Raw genomic sequence first — 21,418 nt, forward strand, 5'->3', positions numbered from 1 at the left:
CCCTCGTGTACTGAGCGGCGGCCGACTCACAGCCGGTCGAAGTCGCCCGCGAGCGCCGAGGCGAGCCTCAGGTGCGGCTCCGCCTCCTCATGCCGCGCCTGTCGCTGGAGCGTACGGCCCAGCATCAGCCGGGCGTACTGCTCCACCGGGTCACGCTCGACGAGTACGCGCAACTCGGCCTCGGCGCGCCGCAGTTGGGCGGAGTGGTAGTAGGCGCGGGCCAGCAGCAGCCGCGGGCCGGTCTGCTCCGGCACCTCCTCGACCAGCGCACTGAGGACGCGCGCGGCGGCGGTGTAGTCCTTGGCGTCGAAGAACATCCGCGCGCGCTCCCAGCGCTCGGCCGGTGTTCCGTGGTCGTAGTACGTCGTGTCCACTGCTGACCTCCTTCGACGCCCACAACCGCACCCCACAGTTGAATATTCCACTATCTACGGAGTCGGCGCTCGTTGGACTGACGGCGGGTGCCGGACGGGGCTAGGTTGTGAAGCATGAGCAATCTTGATCGGCAGGCGGTGCCCACGGTGTGCGGCGGCCGGGGTTTCGTGGTGGCCGAGCCGGTTCGTGAACTCCTCAGCCCGCGTCGGGTACAGCTCGGCGAGTCCACCGAGGTCCGGCGGCTGCTGCCCAACCTGGGCCGTCGCATGGTGGGGGCGTGGGCATTCGTCGACCATTACGGGCCGGACGACATCGCCGACGAGCCCGGTATGCAGGTCCCGCCGCACCCGCACATGGGGTTGCAGACGGTCAGCTGGCTGCACGAGGGCGAGGTGCTGCACCGCGACTCCACGGGCAGCCTGCAGACGATCCGGCCGCGTGAGCTGGGTCTGATGACGTCCGGCCGGGCGATCTCGCACTCAGAGGAGAGCCCGAAGGCCCACGCCCGCTTTCTGCACGGCGCCCAGCTGTGGGTCGCCCTGCCGGACAGCCACCGGCACACCGACCCGCGCTTCGAGCACCACGCGGAGCTGCCCGTGGTCACCGCGCCCGGGCTGCGTGCCACGGTCATCCTCGGCGACGTCGACGGGGCGACCTCGCCCGGCACCGCGTTCACCCCGATCGTCGGCGCCGACCTCGCCCTCACCCGGGGCGCCGACCTGCGCCTACCGCTCGAACCGGACTTCGAGTACGCCGTCCTCTCCATGTCCGGCGAGGCCCACGTCGACGGCGTCCCCGTCCTCCCCGGCTCCATGCTCTACCTCGGCTGCGGCCGCACCGAACTCCCCCTCCGCGCCGAGTCGGACGCCGCCGTCATGCTCCTCGGCGGCGAGCCCTTCGAGGAAGAGCTGATCATGTTCTGGAACTGGATCGGGCGGTCCCAGGAAGAGATCGAACAGGCGCGCCGGGACTGGATGGAAGGATCGCGGTTCGGCGAGGTGAAGGGGTACGACGGCGATCCGCTGCCCGCTCCGGAACTGCCGCCCGCGCCGTTGAAGCCGCGAGGCAGAATGCGCTGACCTGCGGAAATAGCGGAGCGTCGGCGGCGGTGGGCCTTGTCAGTCGTGCGAGTTCCTGAGCAATTGGGATCTGACCTCGTTCTTGAGGACTTTCCCGACCTTGGAGCGGGGAAGGTCGGGCCATACCTCGATCTGCTTGGGTGCCTTGACGCCGCCGATCCGAGCCTTGACGAAGTCGCGTATGCCCAAGTCGGTGACGCTCGCCGCGCTCACTCCGGCGTGGAGCTGGACGACCGCGGTCACGCGTTCGCCCCACTTGTCGTCCGGCAGCCCGACGACCGCGCAGTCCTGGACGGCGGGGTGCTCCATCACCGCCTGTTCGACTTCCGCGGAGTAGACGTTGAATCCACCGCTGATGATCATGTCCTTGGCGCGGTCCACGATGAACAGGTAGTTCTCGGCGCCGAGATAGCCGATGTCCCCGGTGTGGTGCCATCCGTGCCGGGACGCCTCCTCGGTGGCCGAGGGGTTCTTGTAGTAGCCCGCCATCACCAGTGAGCCGCGCACGACGATCTCGCCGCGTTCGCTGGGCGGCAACAGCCGTCCTTCGCCGTCCATGATGGCGACGTCGACCAGCGGAGACGGCCGTCCCGCGGAGGCGAAACGCTCGACGGCGAGCGAGCCGTCAGGATGGAAGTGCTCCTCCGGAGCCATGGTCGAGATCATCATGGGGGCCTCGGACTGGCCGAAGAGCTGTGCCATGACCGGGCCGATCCGCTCGATGGCCTCCCGCAACCGGGCCGCCGACATGGGGGCCGCGCCGTACCAGAGGCAGCGCAGGGACGTCAGGTCCGTGGCACCGAGGCGCGCGTGGCCGAGAAGCATGTAGATCAGGGTCGGCGGCAGGAAGGTGTGGGTGACCCGATGCCGTTCGACGAGCGCGAGGAACTCGGTGAGGTCCGGCGTCGGCATGATGACGATCTCGCCGCCCAGCGTCATCATGGGGAAGCACAGCACCCCGGCGGCGTGGGTCAGCGGGGCGAGCGCCAGGTAGACGGGGCGGTCGCCGGGCGGGCCGAACGGGTAACTCATCAGCGTCAGCGCCGTCATCGTCTCGATGTTCCGGTCGGTCAGCATCACGCCCTTGGGCCGGCCCGTGGTGCCGCCCGTGCCGACGAGCATGACCGTGTCGTCGGCCGGTGCCGCTTCCCACGGACCGGCGGGCACGCCGTCCAGCCACTGTCCCAGGGGGGTCGCGAAGGAGGGGGATCCGTCGAGGCAGACAAGCATGGTCAGTTCGGGCAGATCGGGAAGGATCTTCGCGACCAGTGGGGTGTACGCCTCCTGGAAGATCAGGCAGACGCAGTCGAAGAGGTCCAGCAACTCGCGGTTCTCGGCGGCCTCGTTGCGCGGGTTGACGGGGCACCACACCGCCCCCGCCCGGGAGATGCCGAACACACAGGAGAAGGCGGTGGGGGCGTTGGCGGACAGCACCGCCACCTTGTCCCCGGGCCGTACGCCTGACCGGTCCAATGCCCGGGCCACCCGCCAGGACAGGTCCTGGACCTCGCCATAGGTGAGGGTATGGCCCTCTGTGGTGAGGCAGGGGGCGTCGGGCCCCAGGGACGCGCCCTTGTCGAGATAGTCGGTCAGACGCACGGCTTCATCCTCTTTTCTCCGGGTTCAGCAGGGGTTGCTCAGGAATCAGCTGTGGACGGTGAGGACCGGGTCGAGTACGAGCCCGAAGGCCTTGAGCTGGCCGAGCAGTTCCCGGTGGCCGAACGCCTGGCAGGCCGAGGCCAGGCCGGCGCGCCGGGGTGGCTGCTGGATCAGGCTGTACGCGGCGTACGCCTGGAGGAGGCCGGTCTGCTTGTAGTTGCTGTGGCCGTGGATCACGCAGTGGGCACGTCCCAGCGGGCCCGAGGCGTGGACGGAGTCGATGGAGGTGTTGACGCGCGGGTTCTCCCGGGGCGGCATGCCGGCCTGCACCGAGGCGGCCACCTCGGCGAGGGCGGCGTCCTGCTGGTCGGCGGGGAGGGTCTTGATCTGCGACTCGACCATCTTGACGGTCTCCACCACGCCCTGCATGACGGTGCGGTCCATGACCCCGCCGAGGGCTTTGCAGGTCGCCACCCGGGGGTCGTTCTTGAACCACACGGGATGGAGGGTGCCGCCCCACGGCGTGGCGAGTGCCGTTTCGTGCTGTCCGGGGACGGCGGCTTCGACGGCGGTGAGCGGGTCCCACTTTCGGTACTGGTTCTCCTCCAGGTAGTGCCAGTCGGCCTTGAGGATGGTGAAGATCGTCTGGGTCGACGCGTAGGTGGGGAAGCCCTTCCACAGCACCAGGACGTCGAGGGTGTCCAGGCCGGGGGTCTCCAGACAGATGTTGGCCGCGATCTCCCCGGTGGTGTACATCTGCGCGACGCCGGGGGAGAGGAGGAGTCCCTTCTCCGCGTACCGCTCGCCCCATCGTGCCTCGGCGTCGAGGACCCAGTCCTGCTCGCCCGTCGTGTCGAGGTAGTGGCAGCCGGCCGCGAGGGCCGCCTCGACGACCTCCGGCCCGTACTTGATGAACGGGCCGACCATGTTGCTCACCACCTTGGCGCCGCGGAAGAGCTCGGTCAGCGGACCGACCGCGTGCTCGACCTCGACGACCTCGTGGTCCACGGTGTCGATCCCGGGGACCTTGTCGAGTACTTCCTGGATGCGGGCCTTGTCGCGTCCGGCGGCGATGAAGGGAACGTTGTACTCGCGGAGGTATTCACAGACGAGACGGCCGGTGTAGCCGGAGGCCCCGTAGACGACGACGGGCTTGCGGTTGCTCATGATCGATCGACCTTTCGTAGGTGGAGGTGCCGGCGGGAACCCGTCACATGCCCATGCCGCCGTCGACCGGCAGGCCGGCCCCGGTGATGAAGCGGGCGCCATCGGAGGCGAGGAAGACCACGGCGTCGGCCATGTCGGCGACCTCACCGAGCCGGCCGAGCGGGGTCAGCCCGATCACACTGCCGACCGCCGCCTCCGCACTGGGGAAGAGCCCGAGGGTCTCCATGTCCGCGGCGAGCCGGGCGCCCATCTCGGTCGGTACCAGGCCGGGGTACACACAGCTCACGCGCACGCCGTAGCCGAGCTTCCCGGACTCCAGCGCGGCCACCCGGGTCAGCCGGTCCACCGCCGACTTGGTGGCGGAGTAGCCCGAGATACCGGGGAAGGCGATGGCCGCCACCCTGCGCGAGGACGCGTCGATGCACCGGCTCTGGTACGACCTGCGCAACCAGAGTCTGTTCGAGGAGTCGTTCAGGGACGACGTCCTCGACATCGATCAGAGCCTGGAGCGCATGATCTGGCGCGTTGTCGGTCTTTTCACGGAGCTGGTCGGCTCGTCACCGGCCGTGTCACCTTCGATGGCGTACGCGCTCTTCGACGGGCTGTTCCAGCAGGCGCTGCTGAGATGTCTGAGTGGTTGCGAGAGCGCTGCGGCCGACCTGAAGGCGAGCGTGGCACAGCTTCTGGATCAGCTGGTCGTCTCTGTCTGAGCAGGCGGGCTTGGCGGCCGGCCTGCTCGGCTGGCCACAGGGGCGCTCTTCGGCCGACTGGAGATCAAACCGGGCCGAACCGTCCCAGTGGGTGCTGGACCCGGTCCCGTGCGAGCAGGGTCAGGGACTCGGGGGCGGGGTCGGCGACGCCGTGTTGTTCGCCAGTGCGGGGGCGAGGAGGTGGCAGAGGGAGTCGGCCGGCAGATGAAGGGGGTCGGCGGTCTCCAGTGGCCAGCCCACGGAGATCCACGTGGAGAAGAACGACTCGGTCTGCAGTACGGCCGTCAGCGCCCGTTGCCGGGCCTCCGCCGGGCCTCCGCCGGGTCGACGCCCAGCCGGCGCTCGGGATGGTCGACCAGTAGCCGGACATGGCGTTCATGTGCCCGCACGTACTGGACGCGGCCGTCGCCGAGGCTGCGGAGTGCCGCCGGGGCCACCGCGTTGGCGACGCGGCGGATGGGTGCCATCTCCCGCCGGCGGGTCTCGACGCCGTCCGGCCACGTCCGGATGCCGTCCCGGGGCCGGCACGGAAGTGCGGCCAGTTCCACGTACGCCTCTTCCATCAGGCCGTAGACACGCTCCACCAGGGCGTCGACGATCTCGGCCTTGTCGGAGAAGTGGGCGTAGACGGTGGCCCGTGTCACACCGGCGGCCTGGGCGATGTCCTCCATCCGGGCCCGCCCCACCCCGTCCCCGCGGGTCTCATCGACGCCCTGCTCCCGATGAGCCGAGCGCATGACTTCAGGCCCGCGGGCGGGGTTCCGCGACCGGCGCGTCAAGGCCGGTTCATCGCATGCGCGCGGTGCGGGGGACTGCCGGGCCGGTCGAACACATGCCGAGCGGCCTGCAAAGCTTTCGGACGCAGGCCGCTCGGCCGCCGCTTCCGTCTGCCGACGTACCCGGGGGCGGAGCCGGGGAGTATCAGTCGGCTTCATCTGCTCGGTGCCGTGGCCGATGTGCGCGACGACAAGACCGGCAGCCGACACCTCGGCGTACTCGGCGGTGTGATGGCGCAGCACACGCCCGGCATCGAGACCACGGCGGGCCTCGACCGTCCAGCGCAGCTCGTGGAAGAAGAACCAGTCGTCCAGGTGCCGGTTGACGACATCGAGGGCACGGACGGTGTAGTGGTCGTAGAAGCCCCTCAGGTGCTCCTCCAGCGCCTCCTTGGTGTGGAGTTGAACCAGCGTGCCGGTCTGTGCCACGTAGTCCCGCACACCTGTCTGGATCTCGGGGTGGGCCGCGCCGACGATCGTGTCGATGTCCCCCTTGCGGTACGCCTCCAGCAGCGTCTCGTGCACTCCGGCCACGGCGAAGCGGCCCGCCAGCGCTCCATCGGCCGGGTCGCCGGGCAGGGTCGCGCGCTGTGTACGGCCCCAGAACAGTTCGCCGGTGATGCCTTCCGAGCCCATCGTCGGGAACAGCACGATGACGGGGCGCTCGCTCTCCTCACCCGTCTCCTTCATCCGCCCCCGGCCGAGGCCGCTGATGAACGTGTACCAGGAGGAGGTGATCTGCGTGACGGGGCGGATGGCGACGACGGCCGCGAACCGGTGCATGGCGCGGTAGGTCGCGGCGATGTCGTCGTACGTGGCGACGATCCGCTGCGTCGGGATCTCCTTCCCGTCCTCGACGGACGGGCTCACCGTGTAGGCATAGGGGCCGCTGGGCGCCAGTGTCGCGAGGATGTCGTCCACGACGTCGACATACTCGGCGTGCACGTGCCTCCACGCCGTCTCCGCGGTCTGTATCTGCAGATCCGACGTGCTGAGCAGTTCCTCTACGGGAGCGCGGTCCTTCATCGTCATCCCTTCTCGGGCCCGAGAGCCCAGGACGGTGGGTGGGGGTGGGGTGGGGGGGTGCCTCTATGTCCTTCGTCAAGGCATCCCTGTCGGTTTTGGGGTGATTGGGGCTTGCTGGGGTCATGCGGCGAGTGCAACGTCCGGGGGTGTGCGGGATTCGTAGAAGGTGCCGTCTCGGAGCATGGCGAACAGGACGCTGATGCGTTGGCGGGCGAGGCGGAGGAGGGCCTGGGTGTGGGTTTTGCCGCGGGCGCGTTGCTTGTCGTAGTAGGTGCGGGAGGCGGGATCGGCGTTCATGCAGGCGAAGGCGGAGAGGAACATGGCGCGTTTGAGCTGGCGGTTTCCGCCTCGGGGTGCGTGTTCGCCGTGGATCGAGGTCCCCGATGACCTCGTGGTCGGGGCGAGGCCGGCGTAGGAGGCGAGGTGGGCGGCGCTCGGGAAGCTGGTGCCGTCGCCGACGGTGACCAGCAGGACGGCGGCGGTCCTGACGCCGACGCCGGGCATCGACGTCAGGACCGGGGAAAGAGGGTGAGCCTCCAGCAGGGCGTTGATCTGGGCTTCCAGGGCCCGGCGCTGGGTGTGGACGGTGGCCAGGGAGGCGGCCAGGGTGGGGATCACGATGTCGAGGGTGCCGGTGCCCGGGACGACGACGGTCTGCTCGTCCAGGGCGGTGAAGACGTCGTCGATGAGCCGGGTGGCCATGCGCGGGGCCTTGGGGCGGATCACCTCCACCAGCCTGCGGCGTCCGGCCTTGCGCAGGGCTGCGGGAGAGCCGTAACGCTCCAGCAGCCAGGTGACGGCGGGGTGGTCCAGGCGGGGCCCGAGGACGCGTTCGAGGCTGGGGTGGAATTGGGTGAGCAGGCCGCGTATCCGGTTGCTGGTGCGGGTGGCCTCGGCCGCGAGGTCCTGGTCGAAGCCCACCAGCACGGTCAGCTCGGCGGTGATCTCGTCGGTGAGCTCCAGCGAGCGCAGGGTGTGCGGCATGGTGCGGGCTGCGTCCGCGATCACCGCGGCGTCCTTGGCATCCGTCTTGGCCTCGCCCGGATACAGATCCGCGATCCGGCGCATGGCCAGTCCCGGCAGGTAGGCGGCCTGGCAGCCCGCGTCCCGGGCGACGGTGAGGGGGAGGGCGCCGATGGAGGCGGGCTGGTCCACGATCACCAGGACGGTGCCGAACTTCGCGGTCAGCTTGTCGAAGACGGCCCGCAGTTTCGGCTCGCTGTTGGGCAGCTGCTTGTCGAAGACCTTCTTGCCGGCCGGGGTCAGCCCGTGCCCGTGATGGGCACTCTTGCCGACGTCCAGGCCGAGGAACACGCCCACGTCTTCGGTGTCGAACATCGCGCCCTTCCACGGGAGTTGAACGTGCTGGCCTTGGCAGTGGTGTCGTACGCGCGCATCCACGTTATGCAGACCTGTCGCCCGCGAGCTGTCCGGCATTGCGCCGGACCGGGCGGTGGCCGGACCTCTGATCAGCGTCTCCGACGGCACCTCCCGGGCCCGGTGACACCACCCCCCAGGTCATCCGTTCGACAGGGGGCAAAAGTCATGCCGGGCCCGGAGGCCAGCGGCCCTCTTGCAGGACCGCGGAAAACATAACGGGGGGGGACAGATCGTCACGCGTCGCGATCGCGGACGGACCCGGGCAAGTGCTCGGTGATCACATCCAAGACCGGCCGACTGACGAATTCCTGGTCATCCTCTGACCGCAGCCTGACGTGACAGACACCACACTCCTGGAAGGCGCCGAAGTCGACGGCCAGAGTGTCCAGAGTGTGGCGTAGTCGTCCTGGGTGACCCGATCCTCGGCTCGGAGCCGACGTGGCAAGCGCCGACGCTCTCGACTGGGCCCAGTGGGTTTCCGCTGGGCCCAGCGGTCCGCTTTCGACCCCAGGCCCGCCGGGCGGCCTTCCACTCCGCGGCACACGGTACGAGGGCGGATCCGCTGCGTCGGGCGCGCGTTCCGCCCTCGCCCTTCGACCGCTCGTCGGAGGGGGAGCTCGGCGCTCTCTTCGCCGGAGGCGAGCAGCCTTCAGGGGCTCGTCATGCCGCGGCGCCGGCCGGCCGGCTGCCGGGACTCGCGGGGTGAACGGGCGGCGGCGCTGGCTGCCAGGCCCAGCAGCAGGGCGACGGCGCCGACGATGACGTTGTTGACGATGCTCCTCGTGGTGCTGACGTCACCCGCGACGACCCAGGGACTGACGATGGTCCAGACGCCGATGGCGCAGGCCGCCCACGCCATGCTGTGCGTGCGCTCGTAGGCCCGGCCGAAGCCGCCGCTCATGATGAGCGCGTACGCGATGCCGACGACCAGGTTGGTGATGGCCAGCCTCGTCAGACCGTCGAATCCCGCGATCCACGGTGACGCCGCCAGATACAGGCCCGTCACGAAGGCCATGGTCTCCACGGCCTGGGCCTGTGGAGTGGTCGCCGCGCGTTCGGCCAGCTCGTGGCGGGAACGCATTTCGAGGATGTCGGGATGCGTTTCCATCGAGGAGTGAGGAGAGGTCGTCATTCCTGTCACCTCCGAAGTGAAGGCCCCGAGTACGCGGAACGGGTACCCACAAAGCGGGCCTGAACCACTCACAGTCCGGGTCGTCCGACCGGCACGGGCGAGCGGCCGGGCCGGGCAGCCGCATCCCATGTGAACGCGTCGGTCTGCGACTGCTCAATGAGCTTCTCGAACGGGTCCGGCGACAACAGCGCGCACGTCGGTGACGGTGAAGCCGCTGTGCGGTCGTGCCGGAACGCGCCGCGGGGAGATGGTGTGGCGTGGCCTTCCCACGTGGGCCGCGCGCAGACCGCCGCGCGATCTCCGCGCCGACCGTCGCGCGGTCTCCTCGCGTCGGCCGGATCCGCAGCCCCCTTGCCCGGACGTGATGTGACCATGGCGCAGCGGGACGGGCCCCGCGTGAGCGACCGCGCCACCGCGCCCGCCCGTCGCTCCGGAAAGGCACCCGGAACAACCTCTCCGTGCCGGTTCAGTCGTTCTCGCGGTCCTGGGCCTTGCGCACCTCCTCGGCAAGTTCTTCCTTGTTCATGGAGGACCGGCCCTCGACGCCCAGTTCCCGCGCCTTCTCGTACAGCTCCTCCCGGGTCCCGCCCTCGGCCTCCGGCTGCCGCTCGGTGTCGGTGTCGCCACCGGCGGCCTCGAGAGGCCGGCCTGCCAGTTTCCGGGAGCGCCGGGCGGCGAACTCCAGGCCCAGCGCGCGCAGACGGTCGTCGCCGACGGCTTCGCCCAGCGCGGGGAGGATCTCGTTCTCCTCCTCCTCGATGTGGTGCACCACGGCGCCGACCCACTCCTCCAGAGCGCGGTCGAACTCCTCGCTCTCCCAGTCCATCTCCAGCAGATGCCTGCCGAGGCTCTCCGCCTGGTGGTGCTCCTCGGCGGCGTGCTCGGCTTCTTCCTTCTCACCGGCCTCGCGGGCCACGGCCGGGTACACCCGGTCCTCCTCGGCCTCGCTGTGCGCCTCCAGCATGGCCACGGCCAGGGGGAGGGCCAGCGGCCGGGAACTCTTGTCCGACTTCATCATGTCGAACAGGCGCTGCAGCTCGCGGTGGTCGGTGGTGACCATGGCGATGAGGTCGTTCGCCATGGTGGGCCCTTCTCTCGTCGTCCGCCCGAGTATTCGGCCCCCCTTCTTCAGCTGCCGGGTTTCCGGAGCGGCCGGGTTGATGCGTGAGAGGCCGAGGCAGAGCCACCTCTTGGCGACAGAGCCGGCGTCGGACAACGACCGGCGGCGTTAGACACCGGCGGCGTTAGACACCAGTGGCGAGGGGTACTGAAGAGGCCCGGCGCGTCACCGCGTCGCAGGGGGCCGTCAGCGCCGCGCGTCCTCGCCGGGGCGGCGTCGGCAGGAGGCAGACATGGACGCTTCGGTGGACCGGATCGCACAGCCCTGGGGCAGCCGTACTCCGTACGGCCGTCATGAGCCGTGGCCCGCCCGTGTGGACACGTTCCTGGAGGAGGGCGTCGATCGGGAAGCGGTGCAGCGGTGGACGCAGGCCGCGTCGATTCTGCACTCGGACGGGGACGCGATGGACATCGCGGTCGTGGACGGGCGCATGGTGGGTGTCCGGGGCCGCGCCCAGGACCGTGTCAACCATGGCCGGCTGGAGCCGAAGGATCTCTTCGCGTGGCAGGCGGGCACCTCGGCGGACCGGCTGACGAGGCCGCTGGTCCGGCAGGACGGGCGCCTGGTGGAGTGCGGCTGGGACACCGCGATGGAACGGGTCGTCGCCCGCTCGCGTGAACTGCTGGACGAGCGCGGTCCGGGCTCGATCGGCTTCTACACCACGGGCCAGCTGTTCCTGGAGGAGTACTACACGCTCGCGGTACTGGCCCGGGCCGGGATCGGCACCAACCACCTGGACGGCAACACACGCCTGTGCACGTCCACCGCCGCCGAGGCGCTGAAGGAGTCCTTCGGCTGCGACGGGCAGCCCGGCAGCTACGACGACATCGACCACGCCGACGCGATCGCGCTGTTCGGGCACAACATCGCCGAGACCCAGCCCGTCCAGTGGATGCGCATCCTCGACCGGCTGGAGGGCGGCGATCCGCCACGCATCGTGTGCGTCGACCCCCGCCCCACGCCGGTGGCCCGCAGGGCGACCGTGCACCTGGCTCCGCGCGTCGGTACGAACGTCGCCCTGCTCAACGCCCTGCTCCACGAGATCATCCGTACGGACCGTGTCGACCACGACTACATCGAGGCCCACACCGTCGGCTTCGACGAACTCGCCTCCCGGGTGCGGGACCGCACCCCCAAGTGGGCGGCCGACATCTGTGACGTACCGGCCGCCCTGATCGGCGAGGCGGCCGAGATCCTGGGCACGGCCGAGCGACTGCTGTCCACGGTGCTGCAAGGGGTCTACCAGTCCCACCAGGCCACGGCCGCCGCCGTACAGGTGAACAACCTGCACCTCATCCGTGGCATGCTCGGGCGGCCGGGCGCCGGTGTGCTGCAGATGAACGGGCAGCCCACCGCCCAGAACACCCGTGAGTGCGGGGCGAACGGAGACCTGCCGGGGTTCCGGAACTGGCAGAACGACAGCCACGTCGCCGACCTGGCGAAGGTGTGGAACGTCGACCCGAAGACGATCCCCCATTACGCCCCGCCCACGCACGCCATGCAGATGTTCCGCTACGCCGAGCAGGGCTCGATCCGCATGCTGTGGATCAGCGGCACCAACCCGGCGGTCTCCCTGCCGGAGCTGTCCCGCATCCGCTCGATCCTCTCCCAGGACCGTCTCTTCGTCGTCGTACAGGATCTGTTCCTCACCGAGACCGCCCAGCTCGCCGACGTGGTCCTGCCGGCCGCGACATGGGGCGAGAAGACCGGTACGTTCACCAACGCCGACCGTACGGTCCACCTGTCCGACAAGGCCGTCGAACCGCCCGGCGAGGCCGAACCGGACCTGGACATCTTCCTGGACTACGCGGCTCGCATGGACTTCCGCGACAAGGACGGCGGCCCGCTGATCACCTGGCACGACCCCGAGTCCGCGTTCGAGGCGTGGAAACGGTGCAGCGCCGGACGCCCCTGCGACTACACCGGCCTCACCTACGACAAGCTGCGCGGCGGCACCGGCATCCAGTGGCCGTGCGACGAACAGTCCCCGGACGGAACGGAACGCCTCTACACCGACGGAATCAGCTGGGCCCACCCGGATCTCTGCGAGAGCTACGGCAAGGACCTGGTGACGGGCGCGACGGAGGAGGCCGTCGAGTACCGCTCCCTCAACCCCGACGGCAAGGCCATGATCAAGGCGGCCGGATATGTGCCTCCCCATGAGGAACCCGGTGAGCAGTACCCGTTCCAGCTCACCACGGGCCGCACCGTCTACCACTTCCACACCCGCACGAAAACCGCTCGGGCACCCCAGTTGAACGCAGCCGCCCCCGACGTGTGGGTGGAGGTGTCCGCCTCCGACGCGGCCGAGCTGGGACTGGGCGAGGGAGACCTGGTGGAGGTGACCACGCCACGCGGCGCCGTACGAGGACGGCTGCGCGTGAGCGACATCCGGCCGGGGCTGCTGTTCACCCCCTTCCACTACGGCTACTGGGACACCGAGGCCGGCCACGGCCCTGACGGCGACACCCCCGGCCGTGCCGCGAACGAGACGACCGTCACCGACTGGGACCCGGCCTCCAAGCAGCCGCTGTTCAAGACGGCCGCGGCTGCCCTCCGCCGGGTGGAGCGCGGCGACGGCCACAGTGCCCCCGCGCCGACCACCACGGCATCCACCCCCGCCCGCGCCGACGCCGTACCGAGCACGACCGGCGGCCCGTCCGCCCTCGCCGCCGAGACGGTCGACGCCTCCCGGGACGACCGGGGGGAGGGCGCCGGGTGAACGGTGTCAACCTCATCCTCCGGGCGCTTCACCACGGTGAGAAGCACCTGGTCAAAGAGCTGACGGCGGTGGCCGAACGCCACCGCACCGACCACGAGGTCCACCACGTCGCCACGGACCTCGCCGACTGGTCCCGCGACCACATCCAGCGCCTGGCCGACATCGGCCACGACCACGGCCTGCACCTCGGCGATCCTCCGAAGGACCCCTCCTCGGGGCCGCTGTCGGTGCTCAGGGAGAAGGCGGCCGAGGTGCTGGGCCACCGCCCCGAGCCCGCCGTGCTCCTCCTGCGCGATCTGCGGGACCTCCATCTCGCCGCCGCGCGGAACTCCCTGTACTGGGAGATGCTCGCCCAGGCCGCGCAGGCCACCAAGGACGACGACCTGCTCGCCCTGACCTCCGCGTGCCACCCGCAGACGCTCCGGCAGATGCGCTGGACCAACACCATGATCAAGACCCTCTCGCCCCAGGTCCTGACGACTCCGTGACGCAAGGCCGAGGGGCGACAGGCCGAAGGGGCACGACCTCACCTGCGGGTCCTCACCGGCACCTCCATGTCCCGACGCCGGGCGTGCGGCTGCGCGAGGACGGACTGCTCCTCTACGACGACCTGGCCGCGGCCCAACCGCTCACCGTGCGGGAGCGGTGAGGGTGCGGGAGGGGTGATGCGGCGGCACCGGCGCGTGCCCACGCCCGGCGGGAAACGAGTGTCACCGGTCGCCCAGCTCCACCGTCGTGGTGACGCGGGCGAGGGTGGGTCTGCGGGGGACGGAACCGAATCCGAAGCGTACGGGGGGCGTGACGGGTGCCATGGCGCCGAGGTCGCGACCCTCGAAGACCGCCGACACGGCGGCGACCGGCCGCAGGTCCCGTACGCCGTACCACTCCCGGCGGCCGGCACCGGCGCTGCCGAGGGTCCGGAGGCCGGGCGGGATCAGTCGGGCGGGCCAGTACGTCAGCGCGCTCCACACCGGACGGGCGGCGAGTACACCGGGCACGGCTCGCAGCAACAGCCCCGGGATCCCTCGTCGGGCGGTGGCGAAGTCCAGGGCGAGTGGTCCCGCGGTGACCGTCCAGGTGTCGTCCGAGACGCTCACGCGGACCGGCACGACGTGCACCGTGTCGAAGGTGTAGGTGCCGCTGACGAAGTCCGCCGTCCGGCGGGAAGGCGCCAGGAGCAGCCGTTCTCCGTCGGCACGCTCGATCATCACATCGCTGAACGGCCCGAACGGCGACCGCTGCCAGTGCCCCAGCACGAGACGTGTCCCGGAGGAGGAGCCCATGCCCGCGATCCAGCCGTCGAAGCGCAGCCGCGGGCGCCGTCCGGCTGGGCCGTGTCTGCGGCTCATGGCCCCTGCTTCCCGTACGGACCCGGCGGTGGAACACACGGTCTGGGTGCTCCCAGCCGCACATGCCGAACCCCTTCCGAGAAGTGCGCCAGGGGTTCGGCGGTGGGGGCGGGCAGGCCCGCCGCGCTGGTCAGGGTCTCGTCCAGTACGTCGACGGCGGCGTCCGTCAGCGGCCAGGGTTCGTGCTCGACCGGTGTCTCCCAGACCATGCCGAACCGGCGTGTGTACGCCCGCCAGCGCGAGGTCAGCCAGACGTCCCGCTCGGTCGGAGTGATCGCGTCGCCGGGACGGACGACCAGGCGGTACGAGGCGCCGCCGCCCCATCTCGAACCCGTGTATGAGACGGCGTCCTCGGTCACGGAGACGCGCAGAGTGCCCGGGTGGTACGGGGCTCCGACGGCGCGAGCCGCGAGCATCAGCGGGCAGGCCACATCCAGGGACAGGAACCAGAGCCCGTCCCGCCCGTTCCGGTGCCGGACATAGGTCCGCAGGTTGGTCTCCGGGAACGTCGGGAGTCCGGGCACGAGGGGCACCCCGGGCGGGCGCACGTCCGCCAGGACGAAGGGGGTGAGACCCACCCACGCCATCCCCTCGTACGTGTCCACGGCCAGTTCCCCGGGCAGCAGCGACTGGACCTCGTCCGGTGGGTAGGGCCAGTGGACGAACGCCTGTCTGAGCCAGCCGGCCCGCAATACCGGAACGCGTACCCGCTGCTCGGCCCCATACGCGACCACGGACATCGAGTCCCCCGCCCTGGTCGGCGGAAACGCCCGCTGCCGCCCCGCCTTCCGGCCTCCGGCCCGGAGCCGCGTGCGTCGGCGGCCGTTACGGCCGCGAGGTCGCGGGTACTCGGCGGCGGCCCCCTCGATCCGGCCCTCAGCCGAGGAGATCCCATGGGCTTCAATCCTCTCGAACACCACGGCATCCCCCTGGACCGCCAGCTGCGCAGCTGGCGGGAGTTGGACGTCGAGCCGATCGATCCCGACCACAGCGACCCGTACACCCGCTGCCGGATCATCACGATGAACGGCATCGAGGTCGAGGCGATCCTCTTCAGTCACCAGCTCGCCCGCCGCTGCCCCGACACCGATGTCAAGCGACAGCTGGCCGAGGTGCGTTATATCGAGCACCAGCAGCAGAAGGCGGTCAACTGGCTGTTGCCGGGCCTCGCCTCCGTCCTGGAGACGACCATCGCCTACGAGCAGGTCGCGGTCGATCTGACCGGCTGGGTCGCCCGCCATGAGCCCGACCCGTATCTGAGACAGGCGTACGAGTTCGGCGTCCTGGAGGACTTCGACCATCTGTACCGGTACGCCAACCTCTACGAGATGATCGAGCACCGCAAGGCGGAGTCGATCGTCGACGGTCTGACCGAGGTCATGCCGGGCCGGCCCACGAAGTTCCACCACCGCCACGCGGCCGACAACGTACGCGACCCCTACGACCGCACGACCGCGAACCCGCTGTCCAAGCTGCACGCACTGACGATCATGTCGGCGGAGCAGCAGACCATGAACTTCTACATGAACGTCGGCCCCCAGTACATGGAGCCGATCGCACGGCAGCTCTACCAGGAGATCGGCCTGATCGAGGAGGAGCACGTCACCCATTACGAGTCGCTGGTCGACCCGGGGGAGACGTGGTGGGAGCAGCTCGTCAACCACGAGTACAACGAGTGCTACCTCTACCACTCCTTCCTGGAGCAGGAGTCGGACCGGAAGGTGAAGGCCTTCTGGGAGCTGCATCTGAACATGGAGCTCGAACACCTGCGGATCGCCTGCGAGCTGATGCGCCGTCAAGACGGCCGCGAGCCCCAGGAGATCCTCGCGCCGGAGCTGCCCGACGTTCTCACCTTCGAGGAGAACAAGCAGTTCGTCCGCGGCCTCCTCGACACCCAGATCGACCTGACCACCCTGGGCAGGGGGTACGTCCGGGACGCCCATGAGCGGTTCGAGTGGATGCAGGAGCAGATCCACGGTGGCGAGGAGCCGCCCAGCGAGCGCGTGCCGGCCCGGCACCGCGAACTGCTCGGCGGCGAGTACCGCCACCGGACCGAGGGCGCGCACCCCGACCTCGCCTCCCGGGAGAAGGACTGACATGGCCGGCATCACAGCGTCCGACGCCGATGTCGTCGCCCTGCTCATGCGCCGGCACGGCGACATCCGCAACCTGTTCGACGAGGTGGAGCGGACCACCGGCGGCGAGCGCCGCGCCGCCTTCCGCCGCCTGGTCCGTCTGCTGGCCGTGCACGAGACGGCCGAGGAGGAGGTGATCCACCCCGTCACACGGCGGTCGGTACCGGACGGCGAGAAGGTCGTGGAGGACCGCCTTCGGGAGGAGCGGGAGGCCAAGGCGCTGCTGTCCCGCCTGGACCGCATGGGCACCGACGACCTCAGGTTCCTGCCCAAGCTGCGGGCGCTGCGCCTGGAGGTGATGGCGCACGCGAGGGCCGAGGAACGCTACGAGTTCAACCACATCCGCCGTCACATGGACAGGACACGCCTGGCCTCGATGGCCTCCGCGCTCCGCATGGCCGAGGCGGTGGCGCCGACCCGCCCGCACCCCGGCACCGAGTCGGCGGTCAGGAATCTCACGCTGGGCCCGATCACCGCGGTCGTCGACCGCACCCGGGACGCCGTGCGCAAGGCCATGCACAAGGACGGCTGACACACCGCCGTCCCGTCCCCCGCCGTCCCACTGCCGTCCTCTTCGGCCGGTGGTGCGTCGCTTCCGCGGAGGTGATCGCCGCCTGGGGCCCCGCCCGTCAGCACACTGGACTGTATACCCCCTGGGGGTATACATTGCGTGGGCTGGGGCTCGAAGAACGCCCCCCAGGACGGAAGGGGATGAAGGTCATGGACCACTCCGCTCACCGCACCGGCGCCGCTCACGACCACGCCTCGCACGAGGGACACCACGTCCACCCGGCCCAGCACCCGGGGCGTACGCACGCGCCGGCGTCCTGGGGTACCGCTGTGAAGGCCACGTTGCACTGCCTGACCGGCTGCGCCATCGGTGAGATCCTCGGCATGGTGATCGGCACCGCGCTGATGTGGGGCAAGGTGCCCACCATGGTTCTGGCGATCGGTCTCGCGTTCCTGTTCGGCTACTCGTTCACACTGTTCGCGGTCGTCCGGGCCGGTCTGGACCTCAAGGCCGCGATCAAGGTGGCGCTCGCCGCCGACACCGTCTCCATCGCGGTGATGGAGCTGGTCGACAACGTGATCGTCGCCCTGACGCCGGGTGCGATGGACGCCCATCTGTCGGACGGTCTGTTCTGGTCCGCTCTACTGGGCGGTTTCGCGGTCGCCTTCCTGATCACCACGCCGGTCAACAAGTGGATGATCGGCCGAGGCAAGGGCCATGCCGTCGTCCACGCCCATCACTGAGCCGTATCGCACAGGCCACCTGGTGTGGCGTCGGGCCGGTGCGCGTGTGTGCCGCGCCGGACTGGAAACCCGGCCCACAGGACGGGTCGGCGACGCTCCCCTGGGGGGTCGGCCCGCCCCAGGCACCCCCTGGTTCTGCACTCGTGCCAGGGGGAGCCGCCCGAGTGCGTCAGGTCAGATGGCCCTTCTCGCAGACCAGGCGGGCGACTTCGCGGAGCTTGATGTTGTTCTCCTGCGAGTAGCGGCGCAGCACGTCGAACGCCTGTTCTTCGGTGAGTCGGTGGCCACCCATGAGAATGCCCATGGCCTCGCCGATGACATGCCGGGTCGCCACCGCCTGTTCCAGCTGGGCGTGGACGCGTGCGCCGGCGAAGGCGACCGCGGCGTGGGAGGCCAGCAGCCAGCCCGCTGTCTCGCTCGCCTCCGTGAAGGCGCCGGCGCGACGGGAGTAGAGGTTCAGCGCCCCGAGATCCTGGTCCTCGGTGAACAGCAGGAACCCCATCATGCTGCCCAGGCCCAGCTCATGCGCCTGCGGCGTGTAGTCGGGCCAGCGGGGCTCCCTCCGGGTGAAGTCCGGGATGCGGAAGACCTGGTCCCGCTGTGAGCTGCGGACCGCGTCATAGCAGGGCCCCTGGCCAAGGTGTTCCTGGAGACGGTCGAACTCGGCGACGAGCGGCTCGGTGGGCGCCAGCGTCTCCACCTCCTTGCCGCGCAGGATGAGGATGCCGGACGCGTCGCAGCCCTCGACCAGCTCGGTGGCCGCGAGCGTGATCCGCTCCAGCGTCGCCGGCACGGAGTCCTGAGCCAGGAGATCGCGCGCCAGCGTCGCCATCTCCTCCGCGAACGCGCGCCAGTCCATGCCGTCCTCCGTCTCACCCGTCGACAGGCTACGCCGGTACGTGGACGTGTGCTCAGGCACCGAGCCGGGGGTACTCGTCAGGGAGCGCGGCGGTGACGCCGACCGTACGACGGAGACCGACGAGTACGCATGCCCGAACTGCCGGACGTCGAAGGATTCCGCGAGGTGCTGATGACCTGCGGGCGGCACCCGTGTGTCACGGACGTCCAGGTGCGGGACGCCGGGGTGCTGTGGGGAGTCACGGCGAACCGGCTGCGCGGGGAACTGAGGGGCAGACGCCTGGGGAAGGCGTGGCGGCACGGCAAGTGGCTGTTCGTGCCGACGGACGACGGCCCCGTCCTCGCCTGGCACTTCGGTATGAGCGGGTCACTGCTGTGCTGTTCCCCGGACGACCCCGTCGAGGCGCACGACCGCGTTGTGTTCACGCTCGACGACTCCCGGAGTCTGCGTTGTCGCGATCAACGCAAGCTGCAGGGACTGCGGCTGGCGGAGCGGACGGCGGTCGACCGGATCGAGGCGGAACTGGGACCCGACGCCCTGGCCATCGAGCGCGACGAGTTCCTGGAGCTGCTGTCGGGCCGCAGGGGCGCCGTCAAGGGCGCGCTGATGGACCAGTCGGTGATCGCGGGGCTGGGCAATCTGCTGTGCGACGAGATCCTCTGGCGGGCCCGCGTCCACCCGCGCACTCCTGCGCGGGACCTGAGCGACAAGACACTTCGACGGATCCACACGGCGATGAGACGGGTCCTGGACACCGCCGTCCGCGACGGCCGCGTACCCCCACGCCGCTCCTGGCTCACCGGCCGCCGGGACGACAGCGACCCGAAGTGTCCCCGCTGCGGTCCCCCCCTGTCCTCGGGCAGCGTCGCCGGCCGCCGCACGGTGTGGTGCCCCGACTGCCAGTCCTGACGCCGGTGGCTCCACCGCGCCGCATCGCCGAGCCGCCTCGGAGGCCGCCCCGCCCCGTCAGCGCGTGCGCAGGGCCGTGCGTCCGTCCCGCCAGGCGCCCAGCAGCCGGGCCGCGAGGCGGTCCTCCAGATGGGTGGTCGTACGGATACCGAACACCACGTCGGCGGCCAGGCGCGGCTCGCTCTCCAGCAGCCCGCCGACGACGTCGTGCCGTACGACCTGCTCGTGCACCGCGTCGGCCTCGACGTGCTCGGTGTAGAACCGTACGGCCGCCGGGCCGGCCCCCACCCGGCGCAGCGCCTCGGCCAGACGGCGCGAGGCCGGGGGCGAGGTCACCTCGACGGCGGCGAAATGCCCGACGAGGGCGCCCCGCAGCTCCCGGTGCAGACCGAACAGGGACATCAGATTGACGGTGGCCAGGGCCTCGGCCGGCGCGGCGTCGAGGTAGTGCCCGTACGCCGTGTCCAGTCCCAGGTCCGCCATGAGGTCGGCGAACAGCTCCGCGTGGATCTCGTCCGCGCGGCCCCCGCCGAACTCGTCGAACTCCACGGCGACCATCGCCGCCTTGGCCCGCCCGCGCAGCCGGGGGATGACCCAGGCGTGCGGATCGGCCTCCTTGAGGTGGTACAGCGAGCGCAACGCCGCGTACTCCCGCAACTGTTCGAGTGTCCCTTCACGGCGGAGGTAGTGCGAGACGCTGCCGTCGATGTCCCCGACCGGTTCGCGCTGGAGCTCGTCCAGCGCCCGCTCGGCCGTTTCGTCGGCCTCGACCGGTACGTCCGTGCGCAGCGCACCGAGGAAGCGGTCCTCCAGCCTGCCGCGGCAGGCCAGCAGACCGCTGTCCCACTCGAAGCCGTCGGGTACGCCCTCGAAGCCCTGGTAGTGCAGCTCGTAGAGGACGTACAGGGCGAGTTGCAGATCGTCGCCGTACGCGGAACAGCCCTCGGGGACCTCCGGGTGACCGGGTTCGGGATCGCGCAGCGCGGCCACCACCGCGGCCGAGAGCGGACCACGCGGCTCGGGCAGCGGTGGCGGACGGAGCGGGGGCCGGGTGCCGAGGGGCGTCATACGGCATCGCCCTCGCCCTGTCGATTCCTGTGCCGTTCCTCGCGCCGACGGTGGCTGGTGTCGCACCAGGGAGGCGTCCGGGTACGGCGGCACGTGCAGAGCGCGACCGTGAAACGCTTCGAGACCGTCACCTCACCGTCGTCGCCCACCACTTCCACCGGCCCCTCCACCAGCAGGGGGCCGTCGCGCTGGACGCGGACGCGACGCGGGCGTTCAGGCATGGCGGGCACGGATCACCACCAGCTCCTCGGTCGTACCGTCGGACGCCAGCCCCCGTTCACGCAGCCAGCCGAGCCGGGAGCGCAGTACGCGGCCGAAGGGCAGCCGGGCCCGGTCGACGACCTCCGCGCGCAGACCGGCCCCGTGGAGGCGGGCCAGTGTGGCGTCGACGTCGCACAGGTGCGAGTGCACGAGCAGCAGCGCTCCCGCGGACCGCAGGATCAGCGGGGCGGCGTCGCAGACGCGGTCGATCAGCAGCCGGCCGTCCGCTCCCGCGTCCCAGGCCCGGGCGATGCCCCGGGGCGGGGCATCGCCCGGGGCGGGCACGTACGGCGGGTTGGCGACCACCAGGTCGAAGCGGCGGCCGGGCACGGCGGACGTCAGATCGCCGTGCCGTACGCGCACCGTCTGGCCGTTGAGCAGGGCGTTGAACCAGGCGGCGGCCACCGCCCGCCAGGAGATGTCGACGGCGGTGACCCGACCACCCAGCCGGGCCGCCTCCACCGCGAGCACCCCGCTGCCGGTACCCAGGTCCAGGA

At 70.5% G+C, this 21,418-nt stretch carries 23 protein-coding genes; 9 read left to right on the top strand and 14 right to left on the bottom strand.

Going from position 1 to position 21,418, the window contains the following annotated elements; all coding sequences use genetic code 11:
- Nucleotides 1-26 precede the first annotated feature (26 nt).
- Nucleotides 27-374 (bottom strand): tetratricopeptide repeat protein, encoded by a 348-nt coding sequence (locus tag STRIP9103_RS44800; RefSeq protein WP_009344144.1) that lies wholly within the window; start codon nt 372-374, stop codon nt 27-29.
- 114 nt (nt 375-488) lie between these two features.
- Between STRIP9103_RS44800 and STRIP9103_RS44805 the strand changes: the two genes are divergently transcribed.
- Nucleotides 489-1,454, top strand: coding sequence for a pirin family protein (locus STRIP9103_RS44805; RefSeq protein WP_009344128.1), 966 nt, complete (start codon nt 489-491; stop codon nt 1,452-1,454).
- Between the two features lie 39 nt (nt 1,455-1,493).
- On the opposite strand, the gene STRIP9103_RS44810 is transcribed toward STRIP9103_RS44805, so the two are convergent.
- Genes STRIP9103_RS44810 through STRIP9103_RS44820 form a run of 3 tightly spaced genes read right to left on the bottom strand, consistent with a single transcriptional unit; the run spans nt 1,494 to nt 4,620 of the window.
- On the bottom strand, nt 1,494-3,053 hold the full coding sequence (locus STRIP9103_RS44810; RefSeq protein WP_009344157.1) for an acyl-CoA synthetase: 1,560 nt from the start codon (nt 3,051-3,053) through the stop codon (nt 1,494-1,496).
- 45 nt (nt 3,054-3,098) lie between these two features.
- Complete coding sequence (locus STRIP9103_RS44815) at nt 3,099-4,220, bottom strand: DUF5938 domain-containing protein (RefSeq protein ID WP_009344129.1); 1,122 nt, start codon at nt 4,218-4,220, stop codon at nt 3,099-3,101.
- Nucleotides 4,221-4,263: 43 nt separating this feature from the next.
- Nucleotides 4,264-4,620 (bottom strand): SDR family NAD(P)-dependent oxidoreductase, encoded by a 357-nt coding sequence (locus tag STRIP9103_RS44820; RefSeq protein ID WP_009344147.1) that lies wholly within the window; start codon nt 4,618-4,620, stop codon nt 4,264-4,266.
- On the opposite strand from STRIP9103_RS44820, the gene STRIP9103_RS44825 reads away from it, so the two are divergent.
- The gene (locus STRIP9103_RS44825; RefSeq protein WP_009344146.1) at nt 4,610-4,930 is read left to right on the top strand and encodes a hypothetical protein; all 321 of its coding nucleotides are present in this window, start codon (nt 4,610-4,612) and stop codon (nt 4,928-4,930) included. The genes STRIP9103_RS44820 and STRIP9103_RS44825 overlap by 11 nt on opposite strands.
- A gap of 284 nt (nt 4,931-5,214) precedes the next feature.
- Here the strand turns inward: STRIP9103_RS44825 and STRIP9103_RS52685 are convergent, their stop codons facing one another.
- The 4 genes from STRIP9103_RS52685 to STRIP9103_RS44845 form a co-directional block, all read right to left on the bottom strand.
- Nucleotides 5,215-6,738, bottom strand: coding sequence for a TetR/AcrR family transcriptional regulator (locus STRIP9103_RS52685; RefSeq protein ID WP_009344159.1), 1,524 nt, complete (start codon nt 6,736-6,738; stop codon nt 5,215-5,217).
- 114 nt (nt 6,739-6,852) lie between these two features.
- Entirely contained in the window at nt 6,853-8,070 is a 1,218-nt protein-coding gene (locus STRIP9103_RS44835) for an IS110 family RNA-guided transposase (protein WP_048820914.1), read from the bottom strand.
- Nucleotides 8,071-8,761: 691 nt separating this feature from the next.
- Nucleotides 8,762-9,244: an SPW repeat protein gene (locus STRIP9103_RS44840; RefSeq protein ID WP_009344155.1), complete on the bottom strand. Its 483-nt coding sequence runs from the start codon at nt 9,242-9,244 to the stop codon at nt 8,762-8,764.
- 466 nt (nt 9,245-9,710) lie between these two features.
- Entirely contained in the window at nt 9,711-10,325 is a 615-nt protein-coding gene (locus STRIP9103_RS44845; RefSeq protein ID WP_009344135.1) for a Rho termination factor N-terminal domain-containing protein, read from the bottom strand.
- A 271-nt stretch (nt 10,326-10,596) separates the two neighbouring features.
- Between STRIP9103_RS44845 and STRIP9103_RS44850 the strand changes: the two genes are divergently transcribed.
- The 3 genes from STRIP9103_RS44850 to STRIP9103_RS50495 are packed head-to-tail and all read left to right on the top strand — an operon-like array spanning nt 10,597 to nt 13,735.
- On the top strand, nt 10,597-13,086 hold the full coding sequence (locus STRIP9103_RS44850) for a molybdopterin oxidoreductase family protein (RefSeq protein WP_009344139.1): 2,490 nt from the start codon (nt 10,597-10,599) through the stop codon (nt 13,084-13,086).
- Entirely contained in the window at nt 13,083-13,574 is a 492-nt protein-coding gene (locus tag STRIP9103_RS44855) for a hypothetical protein (protein ID WP_009344153.1), read from the top strand. The genes STRIP9103_RS44850 and STRIP9103_RS44855 overlap by 4 nt, the downstream gene beginning before the upstream one ends.
- Nucleotides 13,571-13,735, top strand: a complete 165-nt coding sequence (locus STRIP9103_RS50495) for a hypothetical protein (protein WP_158696971.1) — start codon at nt 13,571-13,573, stop codon at nt 13,733-13,735. Before STRIP9103_RS44855 ends, STRIP9103_RS50495 begins: the two co-directional genes overlap by 4 nt.
- A 61-nt stretch (nt 13,736-13,796) precedes the next feature.
- Here the strand turns inward: STRIP9103_RS50495 and STRIP9103_RS44860 are convergent, their stop codons facing one another.
- A complete protein-coding gene (locus STRIP9103_RS44860) occupies nt 13,797-14,435 on the bottom strand; it encodes a hypothetical protein (RefSeq protein ID WP_009344140.1) in 639 nt (212 codons plus the stop codon).
- Nucleotides 14,432-15,175 (bottom strand): YqjF family protein, encoded by a 744-nt coding sequence (locus tag STRIP9103_RS44865; protein WP_009344149.1) that lies wholly within the window; start codon nt 15,173-15,175, stop codon nt 14,432-14,434. Before STRIP9103_RS44865 ends, STRIP9103_RS44860 begins: the two co-directional genes overlap by 4 nt.
- A 153-nt stretch (nt 15,176-15,328) precedes the next feature.
- Here STRIP9103_RS44865 and STRIP9103_RS44870 point away from each other — a divergent pair, with 153 nt between their 5' ends.
- The 3 genes from STRIP9103_RS44870 (at nt 15,329) to STRIP9103_RS44880 (ending at nt 17,824) form a co-directional block, all read left to right on the top strand.
- Entirely contained in the window at nt 15,329-16,531 is a 1,203-nt protein-coding gene (locus STRIP9103_RS44870; protein ID WP_009344137.1) for a hypothetical protein, read from the top strand.
- A 1-nt stretch (nt 16,532) separates the two neighbouring features.
- Nucleotides 16,533-17,102, top strand: coding sequence for a hemerythrin domain-containing protein (locus STRIP9103_RS44875; protein ID WP_009344165.1), 570 nt, complete (start codon nt 16,533-16,535; stop codon nt 17,100-17,102).
- Nucleotides 17,103-17,290: 188 nt separating this feature from the next.
- The gene (locus STRIP9103_RS44880) at nt 17,291-17,824 is read left to right on the top strand and encodes a DUF4396 domain-containing protein (RefSeq protein ID WP_048822363.1); all 534 of its coding nucleotides are present in this window, start codon (nt 17,291-17,293) and stop codon (nt 17,822-17,824) included.
- A 169-nt stretch (nt 17,825-17,993) separates the two neighbouring features.
- Here STRIP9103_RS44880 and STRIP9103_RS44885 read toward each other — a convergent pair whose 3' ends face one another.
- The gene (locus tag STRIP9103_RS44885; RefSeq protein ID WP_048822357.1) at nt 17,994-18,683 is read right to left on the bottom strand and encodes a GAF and ANTAR domain-containing protein; all 690 of its coding nucleotides are present in this window, start codon (nt 18,681-18,683) and stop codon (nt 17,994-17,996) included.
- Nucleotides 18,684-18,812: 129 nt separating this feature from the next.
- Here STRIP9103_RS44885 and STRIP9103_RS44890 point away from each other — a divergent pair, with 129 nt between their 5' ends.
- Nucleotides 18,813-19,592 carry an Fpg/Nei family DNA glycosylase gene (locus STRIP9103_RS44890; RefSeq protein ID WP_009344163.1) on the top strand — a complete coding sequence of 260 codons (780 nt, stop codon included), beginning with the start codon at nt 18,813-18,815 and terminating at the stop codon, nt 19,590-19,592.
- Nucleotides 19,593-19,649: 57 nt separating this feature from the next.
- Here STRIP9103_RS44890 and STRIP9103_RS44895 read toward each other — a convergent pair whose 3' ends face one another.
- The 3 genes from STRIP9103_RS44895 to STRIP9103_RS44905 all read right to left on the bottom strand — a co-directional run.
- Complete coding sequence (locus tag STRIP9103_RS44895; RefSeq protein WP_009344151.1) at nt 19,650-20,660, bottom strand: iron-containing redox enzyme family protein; 1,011 nt, start codon at nt 20,658-20,660, stop codon at nt 19,650-19,652.
- Nucleotides 20,657-20,890 (bottom strand): CDGSH iron-sulfur domain-containing protein, encoded by a 234-nt coding sequence (locus STRIP9103_RS44900; RefSeq protein ID WP_009344133.1) that lies wholly within the window; start codon nt 20,888-20,890, stop codon nt 20,657-20,659. The genes STRIP9103_RS44895 and STRIP9103_RS44900 overlap by 4 nt, the downstream gene beginning before the upstream one ends.
- Nucleotides 20,874-21,418, bottom strand: a 545-nt coding sequence (locus STRIP9103_RS44905) for a HemK2/MTQ2 family protein methyltransferase (protein WP_048822358.1), incomplete at its 5' end; no start/stop codon positions are given. The genes STRIP9103_RS44905 and STRIP9103_RS44900, both read right to left, overlap by 17 nt.

The sequence above is a fragment of the Streptomyces ipomoeae 91-03 genome, assembly GCF_000317595.1.
In the GTDB taxonomy this organism is placed as follows: Bacteria; Actinomycetota; Actinomycetes; order Streptomycetales; family Streptomycetaceae; genus Streptomyces; species Streptomyces ipomoeae.

What these genes read in the sequence shown, in the direction of transcription:
- STRIP9103_RS44805 (WP_009344128.1), top strand. Translation starts at nt 489, where the DNA reads ATGAGCAATCTTGATCGGCAGGCGGTGCCCACGGTGTGCGGCGGCCGG.
- STRIP9103_RS44815 (WP_009344129.1), bottom strand. Translation starts at nt 4,220, where the DNA reads ATGAGCAACCGCAAGCCCGTCGTCGTCTACGGGGCCTCCGGCTACACC.
- STRIP9103_RS44825 (WP_009344146.1), top strand. Translation starts at nt 4,610, where the DNA reads ATGGCCGCCACCCTGCGCGAGGACGCGTCGATGCACCGGCTCTGGTAC.
- STRIP9103_RS52685 (WP_009344159.1), bottom strand. Translation starts at nt 6,738, where the DNA reads ATGACGATGAAGGACCGCGCTCCCGTAGAGGAACTGCTCAGCACGTCG.
- STRIP9103_RS44835 (WP_048820914.1), bottom strand. Translation starts at nt 8,070, where the DNA reads ATGTTCGACACCGAAGACGTGGGCGTGTTCCTCGGCCTGGACGTCGGC.
- STRIP9103_RS44840 (WP_009344155.1), bottom strand. Translation starts at nt 9,244, where the DNA reads ATGACGACCTCTCCTCACTCCTCGATGGAAACGCATCCCGACATCCTC.
- STRIP9103_RS44845 (WP_009344135.1), bottom strand. Translation starts at nt 10,325, where the DNA reads ATGGCGAACGACCTCATCGCCATGGTCACCACCGACCACCGCGAGCTG.
- STRIP9103_RS44850 (WP_009344139.1), top strand. Translation starts at nt 10,597, where the DNA reads ATGGACGCTTCGGTGGACCGGATCGCACAGCCCTGGGGCAGCCGTACT.
- STRIP9103_RS44860 (WP_009344140.1), bottom strand. Translation starts at nt 14,435, where the DNA reads ATGAGCCGCAGACACGGCCCAGCCGGACGGCGCCCGCGGCTGCGCTTC.
- STRIP9103_RS44865 (WP_009344149.1), bottom strand. Translation starts at nt 15,175, where the DNA reads ATGTCCGTGGTCGCGTATGGGGCCGAGCAGCGGGTACGCGTTCCGGTA.
- STRIP9103_RS44870 (WP_009344137.1), top strand. Translation starts at nt 15,329, where the DNA reads ATGGGCTTCAATCCTCTCGAACACCACGGCATCCCCCTGGACCGCCAG.
- STRIP9103_RS44875 (WP_009344165.1), top strand. Translation starts at nt 16,533, where the DNA reads ATGGCCGGCATCACAGCGTCCGACGCCGATGTCGTCGCCCTGCTCATG.
- STRIP9103_RS44880 (WP_048822363.1), top strand. Translation starts at nt 17,291, where the DNA reads ATGGACCACTCCGCTCACCGCACCGGCGCCGCTCACGACCACGCCTCG.
- STRIP9103_RS44885 (WP_048822357.1), bottom strand. Translation starts at nt 18,683, where the DNA reads ATGGACTGGCGCGCGTTCGCGGAGGAGATGGCGACGCTGGCGCGCGAT.
- STRIP9103_RS44890 (WP_009344163.1), top strand. Translation starts at nt 18,813, where the DNA reads ATGCCCGAACTGCCGGACGTCGAAGGATTCCGCGAGGTGCTGATGACC.
- STRIP9103_RS44895 (WP_009344151.1), bottom strand. Translation starts at nt 20,660, where the DNA reads ATGACGCCCCTCGGCACCCGGCCCCCGCTCCGTCCGCCACCGCTGCCC.